This is a genomic window from Neorhizobium sp. P1_A6 (assembly GCF_056406795.1).
This window is the reverse complement of record NZ_JBFTZM010000002.1, coordinates 243,257-257,687: the sequence shown is the minus strand read 5'-3', so window position 1 is coordinate 257,687 and position 14,431 is coordinate 243,257. Positions and strand designations below refer to the sequence as shown.

Genomic DNA, 14,431 nt, shown 5'->3' with positions numbered 1-14,431 from the left:
CCTATTCTAGCCGAATGCGCGGATCGACCAGCGCAAGCAGGATGTCGCTGATCAGCGAGCCGATCAGGGTGAGCGCGCAGATCAAAAGCACGAAGGCGCCGGCGAGATACATGTCCTGCGCCATCAGTGACTGGAGGAGCAGCGGGGCGGCGGTCGGCAGGTTGAGGACGATCGCAACCACGACGGAGCCGGAAATCAGGTTCGGCAGCAGCCAGGCGATCGTCGAGATGAATGGGTTGAGTGCGATGCGCAGCGGATATTTGATCAGCAGCCGGAACTCGGAAAGACCCTTGGCACGCGCCGTCGTCACATAAGGCTTCGGCAACTCGTCCAGCATGTTGGCGCGCATGACGCGGATCAGGCTTGCGGTAGATGAGATCGCCAGGATCGCAACCGGCAGCCACAGATGCGTCAGCAGGTCGTACATCTTGGCAAGGCTCCAGGAGGCCATCTCGTATTCCGGAGAGAAAAGCCCACCGACGTCCGCGCCGAATTCGACCGCCGCGACATACATCAGCACCAGCGCCAGCAGGAAGGACGGGATAGACAGGCCGAAGAAGGTGAAGGCCGTGAAGGCATAGTCGCCGATCGAGTATTTCTTGACCGCGGAATAGACGCCGATCGGCAGCGCCAGCGCCCAGGTGGCGATCAGGCTGACCAGGGCCAGCACAAGAGTGAGCGCCATGCGCTCCCAGATCAGACCGGAGACCGGCTGTTGCCACTCGAACGAGATGCCGAAATCACCGCGGGTAAGGATGCCCCAGATCCATTTCAAATATTGTATCAACATCGGCTGGTCGAGGCCGAACCGCTCGCGCAGCTGCGCGGCAGTATTCTGGTCGACTACCTCGTTGGAAGACGCGAGAGTGGCAATGTAGGTGGTGACGAAGTCGCCGGGCGGGAGCTGGATCAGGACGAAGGCCAGGAAACTCACCGCAAACAGCGATGGGATCATCCAGAAAAGTCGCTTGACGATGAATTTCAGCATCGAACGCTCGCAATACGGATTGCACGGCATGCCGACGCGAGGCCAAAGGCTGTCGCTTCAACGTCCATGCAACGGGGCTGGAGGAGTGCCGCCGCCGATCAGACGGCGGCACCGGCGAGATAAACCCAGATCAGCTCGTGAAGGTGAACTGCTGTGGCAGAGCGGGACCCGGATTCGGCCAGGACCAGCTGTCCGGCTCCTTCTCAGGCACGTTGCGCAGATTGTTGCGGATGATGCCGAAGCCACCGACGGCAAGGCAGATCCCCATCACTTCGAAGTCCTCGGCAGCCAGATCGAAGATCTGCTTCATGACTTCCCCGCGCTTGGCGAGATCGGCCGTCGAGCGGGCGGCGTCGAAGAGCTTCATACGCTTCTTCTGGCTTTCCGGCGGTTCCTCGCCCTTCTGGCCGTTCGACGTGTACCAGAGCGTCCACGGGATCGCGTAGCGCGAACCCTGTGGGTGGAACGCGAAGTAGTCGCGCGGATCGAGCATCGGATCGAGACCGCCCGGGCCCGGCCAGACCTGCGCGTCGTGCGCATTGTCGTCGCCGCGGGTGTAGTAGAGCGCGCGCTCGATCGTATTGACCTTCATGTCGATGCCGATCTTGGCCCAATGCGCCTTCACCAGTTCCAGCGTATCCACGAGGTCCGGATAAAGCGTCGGGATGACGTCCACCGCAAAGAAGATCGGCTGGCCATCCGGCCGCAGGCGGATCCCGTTGGCATTCTTCTTGTCCAGGCCCGCCTTGTCCAGGAGGGCATTGGCTTTGTCCGGGGCGTATTCGGTGAACTGGCGCGCAAGCTTCTCATGGTACCAGGGATGACCGGGCCGCGGACCGGTCTGGTAACCTTCGCTCTGGCCGAAATAGACGATGTCGATGATTTCCTGGCGATTGATGCCCGTCGACAGAGCCTGACGGAAGGACTTGTCGGCGAAGATCTTGCGCAACACCGGGTCTTTGTGGGTCATGTTCAGATAGAGCGAGCATTGCTGTGCCGCGGACGGCACCAGCGTCATCAGGCGATAGTCGCCCTTCTTCATGTTCTGCGACAGGGTCGGCTTGTTGGCGAGCACGCTGATATGGCGCTCCTGGATGTCGATCTTGCCGGAGATGACGTTCAGCATCAGGGATTCGACGTCCTGAGAGATGCCGAAATTCAACTCGTCGATATAGGGAAGCTGGTTGCCTTCCGTATCGACCTGCCAGAAGTAGGGATTGCGGGTCATGACGACGCGGGTTGCACCGCCCGAATAGGGCTCCTTGACGACCCAGGGATCCATTGTCGGCTTTTCGACATTCGACCAGCGAGAAGGGATTTCGATATCGCCGCACTTGGAACGGAAAAGTTCCGTCCATCCTGCCGCTCCGGCCGCCTTCGCGTCCGCATCGAGATTCGGGTTATATTTCGGAAGGAACTTGCTGCAGTAGTGCTTGGCAAACAGCGTCGGATGCTGACCGAGCGGGGTCGCCAGGTTTTCCAGATAGAGCGCGTTGGCGGCAGCGAAGGTGAACTTGACGGTGTAGTCGTCAATTTTCTCGACGATCACCGGCTTGCCGGCGACGGCAAGCTGGGCCGGCGTGGAGCTGTAAAGCTCCTTGTTCTTGACGACATCCTCGATCGCGAACACCACGTCGTCGGCCGTGAACGGATGACCGTCCGACCATTTCGCACCCTTCAGCAGATGAAAGGTGAATTGCGAGGCGTCGGCATTGACTTCCCACTTCTCGGCAAGGTTCGGCAGGACTGCGGTAAAGTCCATATTCCAGCGGACAAGGCCCTGGTTGCCGACCATGCGCAGGATGCCGTTGTGGTCGGACGAGCCGCGCAGGCCGCGCCGCAACGTGCCGCCATACGTGCCGATCTTTTCCCAGGGCTTCACCACCATGGGGGTTTGCGGCAGCCGTTCGGCCAGCGGCGGAAGCTTTCCGTCCTTCACCAGGGCTGCCAGTTGCGGTGCTTCCTTGGCCCCGGCAGCGCTCGCGCTGCCGCCCGCCATGGACAGGGCCACTGCCCCGCTGACACCCGCCAGGAATGTCCGGCGGGTTACGCCGGAAGACATGATTTCATCGTCGCGCATAGATCTCCTCCCAATTCAGACCGTGCCGACCTGGTTGGCGATCTGGCCGGGTTCCCAGCCAACAGACCGCCATGGACCTCCATCCCATCGGCAAACGGGACCATAACCGGTTTTCAGATGATTACAAGTATTGACAGATTTTGACAGGCTCAATAGTCCTACCTCCCAAAAGCATGCCGAACGGGAGGAGACGCATGACTTACAATCCTCAAGACGTGGCCAATCCTCAAGACGTGGCGGAGGAAGCCTTCGTCGATCAAAGGCTCACGGCGGGCCGCAGGATTTCTGGTCTCTATTCTCCGGAAAAGGAAGCGCAGCCCGAGTTCCCCGAATGGGGACGTGAAAAGGGACGTTGATGAACCAGGCCGGCGTGATAGCGGCAGCCAAGGCCGAGCCTCGCTTCAGCGACATCATCTACGAGAGGATCGTGGAAATGATTGCTGATGGCCGCTTTCCAGTCAATGAAAGGCTTCCGTCGGAGCCCAATCTCTCCGTGATGTTCGGCGCGTCACGGCCGGTCGTGCGCGAGGCCCTGGAGCGTCTTCGTGCCGACCAGTTGATCGTCTCGCGCAAAGGCTCCGGTTCCTACGTGCGGCAGCGGCCGGACTCTTCAGTCCTCAACCAGGTCCCGGTCGGTTCACTGGCCGACGTGCAGCGGTTTTTTGAGTTCCGGGCAGGCCTCGAGGCGGAAGCCGCGGCACTCGCGGCGCGCAACTGGCAGGTTAATGACAAGGTCCGCATCATGGCGGCGCTCGCGGCACTCGAGCACTGTCTGGAGGTCGGAGAACTGGGTGCCGAGGAGGATCAAAGGCTGCATGATGCCATCGCCATGGCGACCGGCAACCAGTTCCACACGATCGTCCGGGAGTGGTTCAAGCCGCATTTTTCGATCGGCATGTCGGTGACGCGTAGCCTCAGCCTCAAGCGGACGCCGCTGCATGTCCGCCATGTGCAGGACGAACATGCGGCAATCGTGGAAGCCATCCTCGCCCGTCGGGAAACGGATGCGCACAACGCCATGAAAACGCATATCCTGAATGCGCGCGCCCGCATGTTCCAAGGCGTCGAGGCTCAATCTATCGACGCCTGATGGCGGCCGCAGGGAGACGCATTGTGAAACGGATCGCAATAACCGGCGGGGCGGGCCGCATTGCCACGCAGCTCAGGGATTTTCTGCGCCCTGTCGTGCAGCATATCAGGCTGATCGATGTCAGACCGGCGAAAGAGCTTGCATCGAGTGAAAGTTTTTTCGAAGGCAATCTCGCGGATGCAGATGCGATGCGCGCCGCCCTCGACGGGATGGACGGTGTCATCCATCTTGGCGGTCTGCCTAACGAGGCAGGCATCGACGACATGTTGCAGACAAATATCCTCGGTACCTACAATCTCTACGATGCAGCGCGCGCAACCGGCGTGAACCGCGTTGTTTTTGCCTCCAGCAATCACGCGACTGGCTTTTATCCGCGGTCCGAAACGATTACCCCGTTCGATGTTCCCCGCCCCGACACGCGTTACGGCCTGTCAAAATGCTGGGGCGAGATGGTCGCGGGTTTTTATTACGACAAGGCCGGCATCTCGACACTGTCGATCCGCATCGGCAACGCTGCCGCCTATCCGAACAGCGAACGCACGGCTGCCATCTGGATCAGCCCTCGCGACCTCTACCAGCTCGTCTGGATCGGCCTTACCCACCCGGAAATCGCTGCCGCTGTCGTCTACGGCGTTTCGCGCAACGATTCCGGCTGGTGGCGCGACGAAACTGCCGAGCGCCTCGGTTATCGCCCGCAGGACCATAGTCGCGATCACCTGCGTATCGAGCAGATAGCCGAAAGTGCAGTAGCCGCATTCTTTCAGGGCGGCAGCTTCTGCGAAACCGAACACGACGGACAAGTCAGGCAGCGCGACAGAAACGGCCTGATCGTTCCTGGAAAGGCTGGGGCATGAGCAAACCGGACATCATCACCCCGAAGGTGCGACGGGTCATCGACTTTCCGCTGAAGGTCGGCGAATCGCCCACTTGGGACGACCGCACCGGAGATCTCTGGCTGGTCGACATCCTGGCGCCGGCAGCGATCTGCCTGCACGCCAACGGACAGGTCGACCGGTACGACATGCCGCACAAGATCGGCTGCCTGGCGCTCTGCGAAAGCGGCGATATCGCCGTAGCGCTCGAAAACGGCGTTCACCTCCTGAACCCGAAAACCGGGACGATGAAGCTGCTCTGCAATCCCGACGGCGGGCGCCCCGACAGCCGGCTCAATGACGGCAAGGTCGGCCCCGACGGCTGCTTCTGGGTCGGCACCCGTGACGAGGCTATCCCGCAGACCGGCAATGCCCGCCTCTATCGCGTCATGCCCGACGGCTCCTTCACCACGATCATCGATGGCGGGCTGCTGACCTCCAATGGCCTTGCTTGGAGCCCGGACGGCCGAACCATGTATCACTCGGACAGCAGCGGCCTTTTTGCCCAGGTCTTCGATTTCGATCCGCAGAAGGGCGTCACCGGTCCCCCTCGCCGGCTGCACGATTTCGCCCCGGAAGAAGGCCGGCCGGATGGCGCCGCCATGGATGCGAATGGTTTCTACTGGATCGCCGGCATCCTCTCGGGCGGCGTCAACCGGCTGTCGCCGGAGGGCGAGGTCGTCGAGATCTACAAAATGCCGGCGAAATCACCGACCATGCCCTGTTTCGGCGGGCCGGATCTCGCAACGATCTACGTCACCACCCTCTCCACCGACAACAACGGCACGTTCGAACCCGGAACGCTCTTCGCCTTCGAAGCCGGCGTGCGCGGCACACCCGTCCACCGTTTCAGGATTTGAACCCGTCGCCGATCGCGGCACGCTCAATGGACGGCCATGCTTAACATTCTATAGGGGTGTTGGGCATTGAACTGCGAAATCATCGCCTTTGCCTGCTTGAGCACGCGCTCTGCGCCCTCAGGATCATCACGCGCGAGCTCATCGGCATTCGTCCGGATTGCCTCTGCCATATTGTTTGACAGCATCGCGAAATGCCTGTTGCCCTCGGCCCAGGCCTCCCGCGCCGTTCCTTGGAGAGCCTGCGCAAGGTTGATGGAAATCTCCTCGCGCTCCTCGACGTCGAGATCACGGATCGTTTCTTGTTGTGCTTCCATTTTGCCACCCACTCAAAAGCCAATGTGACGGTGACGAGCTCATGAGAGCCTCGGCTGGCGATGAGTTAGGAAGCGAAAAATCTCTGTTCAAGTGCTGTCGTTAGTGCAGCTTGAACTCGCCGTCCACACGGCGCCATTCGTGCGGGCCGATCAGGCGCTGGTGGGTGTAACGCACGGAGTGAAGCGGGCCGTCAAGGTTGACCTGCCAGAAATCAAGAAACCTGTGCATCTCAGGGAAATCAGGTACCAGATCGTAGTCCTGCCAAACATATGTCTGCAGGACGGATTCGAAATCGGGGATATGGTAGAGGATGTGAGCAGTGGTAAGGCCGTAGCCGTGGAGCTGACGTTCCATATCTGATGAAAATCGCATGCTTCGTCTCCGTTTCATACCAGTCTGAAGCGGGCGCTTTTTTTGCGGCCCATCAACATTTTCAAAACGCCAAGCCCACGTTTGTTGTTCCTTTCCATCGTCTTAGCAGCCATCTCCAAAGAGTGCTGATTTTTTCGCGGGCTCTCTTGAAATCCCGAAATCCGCAAACCAGATCATTTCGCGCAAAACGCTCGCGCGAGGTTTTGCACCCGCCCGGACTGGTCATCCGGTCCGGCCAGGGGAACAACGTCATCATTGTTTGTCCATTGGAGGAAAACATGTCGTTCCGACCGCTTCACGATCGCATTCTCGTCCGCCGGGTCGAATCCGAGGAAAAGACCAAGGGTGGCATCATCATTCCCGACACTGCCAAGGAAAAGCCCCAGGAAGGCGAGGTCATCGCCGTCGGCCCTGGCGCGCGCAACGACGCCGGCCAGGTCCAGGCCCTCGATGTCAAGGTTGGCGACCGCATCCTGTTTGGCAAGTGGTCCGGCACCGAGATCAAGATCAACGGCGAGGACCTGCTGATCATGAAGGAAAGCGACGTCATGGGCATCATCGAGGCCCAGACCGAGCAGAAGAAAGCCGCCTGAGAACACCGTCCATCAATCAAGCAAGCTGCCTAATCGAGGAGTGAAAAATGGCTGCGAAAGAAGTCAAGTTCAACACCGATGCCCGTGAACGCATGCTGCGTGGGGTCGATATCCTGGCCAATGCCGTGAAGGTGACGCTTGGGCCCAAGGGCCGCAACGTCGTCATCGACAAGTCCTTCGGAGCGCCCCGCATCACCAAGGACGGCGTGTCGGTCGCCAAGGAGATCGAACTGGACGACAAGTTCGAGAACATGGGCGCCCAAATGCTGCGCGAGGTGGCATCGAAGACCAACGATCTGGCCGGCGACGGCACGACGACCGCGACCGTTCTTGCCCAGGCTATCGTCAAGGAAGGTGCAAAGGCGGTCGCCTCCGGCATGAATCCGATGGACCTGAAGCGCGGCATCGATCTTGCCGTCGATGCGGTCGTCAAGGAACTGAAGGCCAATGCACGCAAGATCTCCAACAATTCCGAGATCGCGCAGGTTGGCACCATCTCGGCCAATGGCGATGCCGAAATCGGCCGGTATCTCGCCGAAGCCATGGAAAAAGTCGGCAACGAAGGCGTTATCACGGTTGAAGAAGCCAAGACTGCCGAAATCGAACTCGAAGTCGTCGAAGGCATGCAGTTCGACCGCGGTTATCTCAGCCCCTATTTCGTCACCAACCAGGACAAGATGCGGGTGGAACTCGAGGATCCCTATATCCTGATCCACGAGAAGAAGCTCTCCAACCTGCAATCCATGCTGTCGGTGCTGGAAGCCGTGGTTCAGTCCGGCAAGCCGCTGCTGATCATCGCTGAAGACGTCGAAGGCGAAGCGCTTGCCACCCTCGTCGTCAACAAGCTGCGTGGCGGCCTCAAGATCGCAGCCGTCAAGGCTCCGGGCTTCGGTGATCGCCGCAAGGCAATGCTCGAAGACATCGCCATCCTGACGGGCGGCACCGTCATCTCCGAAGACCTCGGCATCAAACTGGAGAACGTCACGCTGAACATGCTTGGACGGGCGAAGAAAGTGTCGATCGAGAAGGAGAATACCACCATCATCGACGGTGCCGGCTCCAAGGCAGAGATCGACGGTCGCACGACCCAGATCCGCGCCCAGATCGAGGAAACCACGTCCGACTACGACCGCGAAAAGCTGCAGGAACGTCTGGCCAAGCTGGCCGGCGGCGTTGCCGTGATCCGCGTCGGCGGCTCGACGGAAGTGGAGGTGAAGGAAAAGAAGGACCGGGTTGACGACGCACTGCATGCGACGCGGGCCGCCGTCGAAGAAGGCATCCTGCCCGGCGGCGGTGTCGCGCTGCTGCGCGCCGTCAAGGCACTCGATAACCTCAGCACTGCCAATCAGGATCAGCGCGTCGGTGTCGAGATCGTTCGCCGTGCCATCGAGTCTCCCGTTCGCCAGATCGCCCAGAACGCCGGCGCCGAAGGTTCGGTGATCGTTGGCAAGCTGCGCGAGAAGAGCGAGTTCTCCTACGGCTGGAACGCCCAGACCGGCGAATATGGCGACCTTTACGCCCAGGGCGTCATCGATCCGGCCAAGGTCGTCCGTGCCGCACTCCAGGACGCCGCCTCCGTGGCTGGTCTGCTCGTGACGACGGAAGCCATGATTGCGGAAAAGCCGAAGAAGGAAACCGCTCCTGCCATGCCCGCAGGGGCGGGCATGGACTTCTGAGTGATGATCCGGCCCGCCCTTCTCAAAGGGCGGGCCAACCCGTTCAACCAACAAATCGACAACCGGGCGAAATGTCCATCTCCAGCAATGGGGTCACAGGATGAGAAAGGAAAGTATCGACAATACCGCACCAGAGCAGGCCGTAGAAGCAATCAGCGCCGCGCATCTGCTGCACCCGGCTTCGCATTTTAATCACCCGCGGGACGTGCTGGCGGCCGAACATATCGGCAGGGACGAGAAGCGGGCGATCCTCGCCTCATGGGCTTCCGACATATCCGCTATTGAATCCATGCCTGCCTTGCGCCGTTATCCGGGCATGGACAACATCGTCACTTATGACGAAATCCTGGAGGCTCTGAAAGCGCTCGACGGCGGCAGCGATCCTCTCCCCGCGCCGACCCTGCCAGTTCTATTGGAAACGGGCAGAAGCGACCGCAGAAAGCGACGAAACAGACGGCTTCGCGACCGTTTCGGCCTGTGCAGCTACTGGAACGGACGTCGCCGCCAGTTGTTTGAAACCTGAAGACTTCGACCCCGCGTGCTGTCCTGACGGGCGCGGACATGATTTTTGCCGACGACTCTTTGCTCTCACGAGGAGGTTTTGCCGATGAAGATCGCTCAGATCGCACCGCTTGCTGAAAGTGTTCCGCCCAAGCTCTACGGGGGAACCGAACGCATTGTTTCTTATCTCACCGAAGAACTTGTCGCCCAGGGCCATGACGTCACTCTCTTTGCAAGCGGTGATTCCGTTACCGACGCGAAGCTGGTGGCGTGTTCGCAGGTCGCATTGCGGCTCAACCCGGCCGTCAGGGACCACCTGCCGCATCAGATCGTCATGCTGGAGGAAGTCCGCCGCCGGGCGCGCGAATTCGATATCCTGCATTTCCATATCGACCTGTTGCATTTCCCGCTGGTCCGAAATTTTGCCGACCGCACGGTGACCACCTTGCATGGTCGCCTCGACCTGCCGGACCTGCATCCTTTTTATCAGGCCTTTCCCGAAATTCCGCTGGTCTCGATCTCCGACGACCAGCGCCGCCCGATGCCGCCGGTCAAGTGGTCCGGAACCGTCTACAACGGTCTACCCGCCGATCTCCTGCCGTTCACTGCAATAGCGAAAGGCAACTACCTCGCTTTCCTCGGACGTATTTCGCCGGAGAAGCGGCCGGACCGCGCAATCGAGATCGCGGCAAAGGTCGGCATGCCGCTGAAGATCGCGGCCAAGATCGACAATGCCGACAAGGCCTATTGGGAGACGGTGATCGAGCCGATGGTCAAGAGCCATCCGAATGTCGAATTCATCGGCGAGATCAACGAGCACCAGAAGGCCGATTTCCTCGGCAATGCCGGCGCGCTGCTTTTCCCGATCGACTGGCCCGAGCCCTTTGGACTTGTCATGATCGAGGCCATGGCGTGCGGCACTCCGGTTATCGCCTTCCGCTGCGGCTCCGTTCCGGAGGTGATCGACGATGGCGTTTCCGGGATTCTGGTCGACAGTGTGACCGAGGCGGCCGAAAACGTCGAATGGGCGTTGCGGATGGATCGGAGAAAAGTGCGCGGTACATTCGAGGAACGCTTCACAGCCGGACGTATGGCGCGAGACTATTTCGAAATCTATCGCAATCTGCCGGGCGTTCGCACCAAGGCTGCGCGTATTCGTCGGTCAAACGGCCAGGCACTCGACCTGCAGGTGGTCGCCTGAAATCTTAAGGAGAAGCCATGTCGATCACCTCTGCGGACAACCCGACCGGGGTGCTGGCCGGCCCAGGCGCACCGGTCGCGCAATTCTTCATTCCCGCTGCCGCATCGCTGCAGGAGCGGCGGCCACGCACCCTGAAGCACGGCGATACCTTCGCCGTCTTCGATCACAACGGCGACGCGCTCTGCGGCCCGGGCAGCCCCGAAGGCCTCTTCCACCGCGACACGCGCTATCTTTCTCACCTCTACCTGTCGATCAACGGCCGGCGCCCGATGCTGCTGTCGTCGACATTGCGCGACGACAACGCAACGCTCACCTGCGACCTAACCAACCCCGATCTCTTCGACGGGAAGGGCAAGCTCATTCTGGAGCATGACCTCATCCATCTGCGCAGGTCGCGCTTCCTGTGGAAGGCAACCTGCTACGAGCGGCTGACCGTCAAAAATTATGACGAGCGGCCGCAGCACATTCGCATTGAGATCGCATTCGCAGCAGACTTTGCCGATCTTTTCGAGGTCCGCGGCACCGTGAGGGCAAGAAAAGGCCGCCATCTTCCGGCTGTCATCGAGCAGGGTTCCATCCTCCTCTCCTATGTCGGTCTGGACAGCAAGAGACGACTGACACGGCTTTCCTTCGACCCGCAGCCGGACAAGCTTGGCAGTGACCTTGTCGTCTATGACCTCGAACTGGCGCCGCATGAAATCCGCTCGCTGTTCATCGAGATCGGCTGTGATCCGGCCGCGCAAAGCGACAAGCCCGGCTACCGTTCCTTCTTTTTTGCCTTGCGGGACGCCCGCCGGGCCTTGCGCGCCGCGTCTTCGCGCGCGGCGTCGATCACGACGTCGAACGAGATCTTCAACGAGGCTGCACGCCGCAGTGTTTCAGATCTCTACATGCTGATGACCGATAAACCGGAAGGCCCTTATCCCTACGCCGGCATACCTTGGTTCAGCACCGTCTTTGGCCGCGACGCCCTTATCACCGCGCTTGAAACGCTCTGGCTCGATCCGAACATCGCCCGCGGCGTCCTCGGACACCTTGCGGCCAACCAGGCGACGGAGATTGACCCGGCATCGGACGCCGAACCGGGGAAAATCCTGCACGAAGTCCGTTCCGGAGAGATGGCTGAACTGGGCGAAGTGCCTTTCCGGCGGTACTACGGCAGTATCGACTCGACTCCGCTTTTCGTGATGCTGGCCGGGGAATACCTGAAGCGAACCGGTGATCTCGCGACGATCTATCCCCTCCTGCCGCACATAGAGGCGGCGTTGACATGGATCGACGAGCACGGAGACCGCGACGGCGACGGCTTCGTTGAATATGGGCGGCAGACCGAAGAAGGCTTGATCAACCAGGCATGGAAGGACAGCCACGACTCCGTTTTCCACACCGACGGTACACTGGCCAACGGGCCAATCGCGATCGCTGAAGTGCAGGCCTACGTTTACGGCGCCTGGCAAGCGGCAGCGGAGATCTTCCGCCGGCTGGACCGGCCGGAACAGGCGACAAGCTTTATGGCAAGAGCGGAGGGCTTTCGCCGGGCGTTCGATTCCACCTTCTTCGACGAAGAGCTTGGCACCTACGTGCTGGCACTCGACCGGGACAAGCGGCCTTGCCGGGTCCGGTCCTCGAACGCCGGCCACGCGCTCTTTACCGGGCTCGCCTATCCGGACCGGGCCGAACGGGTCGTCCGCACGATGATGAGCGCCTCATCCTTCTGCGGTTGGGGCATCCGCACAATTCCATCGACCGAGGCGCGTTACAATCCAATGAGTTACCACAACGGCTCGATTTGGCCACATGACAATGCCCTGATCGCGAGCGGCCTCGCTCGTTACGGGTTTAGAGTGGAGGCGGCTCGAATATTCGAAGGGCTGTTTACGGCTTCGACCTATATCGATCTGCGCCGGCTTCCCGAACTTTTCTGCGGACTGGCGCGCCAGCGAGCACAAGGGCCGACTTTCTATCCGGTCGCATGCTCGCCGCAGGCCTGGGCCGCGGCAGCGCCACTCTCGCTGTTGCAATCGTGCCTCGGCCTCGACTTCGATCCGAACGCGTTGCAGGTCAGCTTCAACGAGCCTCGGCTTCCGCCTTTCCTCGACGAGGTCACCCTACGGCATCTGCTGGTCGGACATGGTTCGGTCGACGTGACTGTCCGGCGCTCGGGACGAGAGGTCGTCGTCCTCGTTGTCGATCGCAAAGGCGATGTTCGGGTTGTCACGACGGCATGACCAATGCCGTCGTGACCAGCGGCGACGTGGCGGTCGTTCAACATTCGGCGGTTTCGATTGTTTTTAATACAGCGGGAACTTTAGATGCTACCCGCGGTTTGGATGTCGTTGAGATAACTGAGAGGAAACACTTCATGATCGCAAAGCTTCTCACTGTGAGCGCTCTTGCGCTTGGTCTTGCTACTTCCRCATTCGCACAGGGTACTGGCGGCAGCACCGGTTCGGCCGGTTCGGGTTCGACCGGCACTTCCGGCACCGGCACATCGACCGACGCCACCGGCACTGGAACCCCGGGCACTGGAGCCGGAGGCGCGATAGTGCCCGACACCACAACGACGGGCAGCACCAACGCGCAAGGCGCGGGTAATGCGGGCAGCACGAATGCTAATTGCGGCCAGAGCCCGACCACTGCGGGGGCAAACGGCACCAACGCGTCTACCTCCAACCCGAACAGCCCGACGAACCAGGCAAACTCGTGCTGATCCTGATCCAACAACATTTCGTTGCCTCAAGCCCCGTAATCCTAACCGGCTACGGGGCTTTTTGATATTCTCGAAAGAAAGCGCCGCTCGGGCAACGGCGTTGACCACGGGCGCTGGCTCGGTTAGGTGTTTGGCCGCAGCGATGAAGCCCGCGCTGTCGTAGGCGTTACCGTCATCCAACGCGTCCTTTGTCGAGAAGGTCCCAGCAGGGAGAACTCGACTTTGAAGGCGCGCGGTATGGATTTATATCATCACCCAAGGCCGATCTTTCGCCAAGACCAAGGAAACCTGGTCTTCGATAGGGATGCCCGTATGGGTTTCGATGACTACGCCGTGGCCTTTCTTTGAACGCAGAACTTCGGAAAGGTTCCAACAATGAGAATGACCGACAACACTATACTGATCACTGGCGGCACGAGCGGGATTGGCCGTGCGCTTGCCGAAGCTCTTCATGATCGAGGCAACCGCGTCATCGTAACGGGACGGCGGCAGGGCCTGCTTGAAAGCATCGCGGCCGGTCGCGCCGGCATTGTCGGGATGCACCTCGACTTGGACGATCCCCACTCCCTGACGCGCCTGGCGAGCGACGTCCGCGTGCGGTTCCCCGACCTTAATATATTGATAGCCAACGCCGGGATTTCTCGAACTGAGGATATCGCGTCCGGAGATTGGAAGGTGGCCGAGGCCGAAACGATCGTGCAGACGAACATCCTCGGCGTGCTGCGCGTGATTGCCGCCTTCCTGCCGACATTGAGGAAGCAACGTCACGCAACTATCATGGCGACCAGTTCGGCGCTCGCCTTCGTGCCTCGCGCCGACTTTGCCACATATTGCGCGAGCAAAGCGTTCCTGCATTCATGGCTGGTCTCGCTGCGCCACCAGCTTCGAACCTTGCCTGTCGAGGTTCTCGAATTGTCGCCGCCCTATGTCCAGACCGAATTGACCGGCACTGCACAGGCTGCCGACCCTCGGGCGATGCCTCTGGGCTCTTATATTTCGGAGGTGATTGCGATGCTCGAGCAAGGCAACCACCCGCGCGGCGAGTTGCTCCTCGAACGCGATCAGGCCCGCCGCTGGGCTGAACGCGACGGAACTTATGACAACATATTTGCCGCCCTCAATCCTGCCTAAAAGGGGTCGGCACAATCCCTTGGCCTGCCAGCCGACCTACCT

At 60.5% G+C, this 14,431-nt stretch carries 15 protein-coding genes; 11 read left to right on the top strand and 4 right to left on the bottom strand.

Annotation, left to right across the window (positions count from 1 at the left end; genetic code table 11):
* Position 1: 1 nt before the first annotated feature.
* Together AC1D3C_RS05345 and AC1D3C_RS05340 are read right to left on the bottom strand one after the other, a co-directional pair.
* On the bottom strand, positions 2-988 hold the full coding sequence (locus tag AC1D3C_RS05345; protein WP_040125117.1) for an ABC transporter permease: 987 nt from the start codon (positions 986-988) through the stop codon (positions 2-4).
* 130 nt (positions 989-1,118) lie between these two features.
* Positions 1,119-3,068 (bottom strand): ABC transporter substrate-binding protein, encoded by a 1,950-nt coding sequence (locus tag AC1D3C_RS05340; RefSeq protein ID WP_247035094.1) that lies wholly within the window; start codon positions 3,066-3,068, stop codon positions 1,119-1,121.
* Positions 3,069-3,262: 194 nt separating this feature from the next.
* Here AC1D3C_RS05340 and AC1D3C_RS05335 point away from each other — a divergent pair, with 194 nt between their 5' ends.
* Genes AC1D3C_RS05335 through AC1D3C_RS05320 form a run of 4 tightly spaced genes read left to right on the top strand, consistent with a single transcriptional unit; the run spans position 3,263 to position 5,890 of the window.
* Positions 3,263-3,424, top strand: a complete 162-nt coding sequence (locus AC1D3C_RS05335) for a hypothetical protein (protein ID WP_157885318.1) — start codon at positions 3,263-3,265, stop codon at positions 3,422-3,424.
* On the top strand, positions 3,424-4,158 hold the full coding sequence (locus tag AC1D3C_RS05330) for a FadR/GntR family transcriptional regulator (protein WP_040125121.1): 735 nt from the start codon (positions 3,424-3,426) through the stop codon (positions 4,156-4,158). The genes AC1D3C_RS05335 and AC1D3C_RS05330 overlap by 1 nt, the downstream gene beginning before the upstream one ends.
* Before the next feature lie 23 nt (positions 4,159-4,181).
* The gene (locus AC1D3C_RS05325; protein ID WP_477482130.1) at positions 4,182-5,012 is read left to right on the top strand and encodes an NAD-dependent epimerase/dehydratase family protein; all 831 of its coding nucleotides are present in this window, start codon (positions 4,182-4,184) and stop codon (positions 5,010-5,012) included.
* Positions 5,009-5,890, top strand: a complete 882-nt coding sequence (locus tag AC1D3C_RS05320) for an SMP-30/gluconolactonase/LRE family protein (protein WP_477482129.1) — start codon at positions 5,009-5,011, stop codon at positions 5,888-5,890. Before AC1D3C_RS05325 ends, AC1D3C_RS05320 begins: the two co-directional genes overlap by 4 nt.
* A 23-nt stretch (positions 5,891-5,913) precedes the next feature.
* Here the strand turns inward: AC1D3C_RS05320 and AC1D3C_RS05315 are convergent, their stop codons facing one another.
* Both AC1D3C_RS05315 and AC1D3C_RS05310 read right to left on the bottom strand, forming a co-directional pair.
* Positions 5,914-6,204: a hypothetical protein gene (locus tag AC1D3C_RS05315; RefSeq protein ID WP_477482128.1), complete on the bottom strand. Its 291-nt coding sequence runs from the start codon at positions 6,202-6,204 to the stop codon at positions 5,914-5,916.
* Positions 6,205-6,304: 100 nt separating this feature from the next.
* Positions 6,305-6,577: an usg protein gene (locus AC1D3C_RS05310; protein WP_477482127.1), complete on the bottom strand. Its 273-nt coding sequence runs from the start codon at positions 6,575-6,577 to the stop codon at positions 6,305-6,307.
* Between the two features lie 278 nt (positions 6,578-6,855).
* Between AC1D3C_RS05310 and groES the strand changes: the two genes are divergently transcribed.
* From groES to AC1D3C_RS05275, 7 genes are all read left to right on the top strand, one after another.
* On the top strand, positions 6,856-7,170 hold the full coding sequence (gene groES / locus AC1D3C_RS05305) for a co-chaperone GroES (protein ID WP_477482126.1): 315 nt from the start codon (positions 6,856-6,858) through the stop codon (positions 7,168-7,170).
* Between the two features lie 47 nt (positions 7,171-7,217).
* Positions 7,218-8,846 carry a chaperonin GroEL gene (gene groL, locus AC1D3C_RS05300; RefSeq protein ID WP_477482125.1) on the top strand — a complete coding sequence of 543 codons (1,629 nt, stop codon included), beginning with the start codon at positions 7,218-7,220 and terminating at the stop codon, positions 8,844-8,846.
* 100 nt (positions 8,847-8,946) lie between these two features.
* A complete protein-coding gene (locus AC1D3C_RS05295; protein ID WP_477482124.1) occupies positions 8,947-9,369 on the top strand; it encodes a hypothetical protein in 423 nt (140 codons plus the stop codon).
* A gap of 84 nt (positions 9,370-9,453) precedes the next feature.
* A complete protein-coding gene (locus AC1D3C_RS05290) occupies positions 9,454-10,548 on the top strand; it encodes a glycosyltransferase family 4 protein (protein ID WP_477482123.1) in 1,095 nt (364 codons plus the stop codon).
* Between the two features lie 17 nt (positions 10,549-10,565).
* On the top strand, positions 10,566-12,776 hold the full coding sequence (locus tag AC1D3C_RS05285) for an amylo-alpha-1,6-glucosidase (RefSeq protein ID WP_477482122.1): 2,211 nt from the start codon (positions 10,566-10,568) through the stop codon (positions 12,774-12,776).
* Entirely contained in the window at positions 12,773-13,258 is a 486-nt protein-coding gene (locus tag AC1D3C_RS05280; protein WP_477482121.1) for a hypothetical protein, read from the top strand. The genes AC1D3C_RS05285 and AC1D3C_RS05280 overlap by 4 nt, the downstream gene beginning before the upstream one ends.
* 375 nt (positions 13,259-13,633) lie before the next feature.
* Positions 13,634-14,389 (top strand): SDR family oxidoreductase, encoded by a 756-nt coding sequence (locus tag AC1D3C_RS05275; protein ID WP_477482120.1) that lies wholly within the window; start codon positions 13,634-13,636, stop codon positions 14,387-14,389.
* The last annotated feature ends 42 nt before the right edge of the window (positions 14,390-14,431 follow it).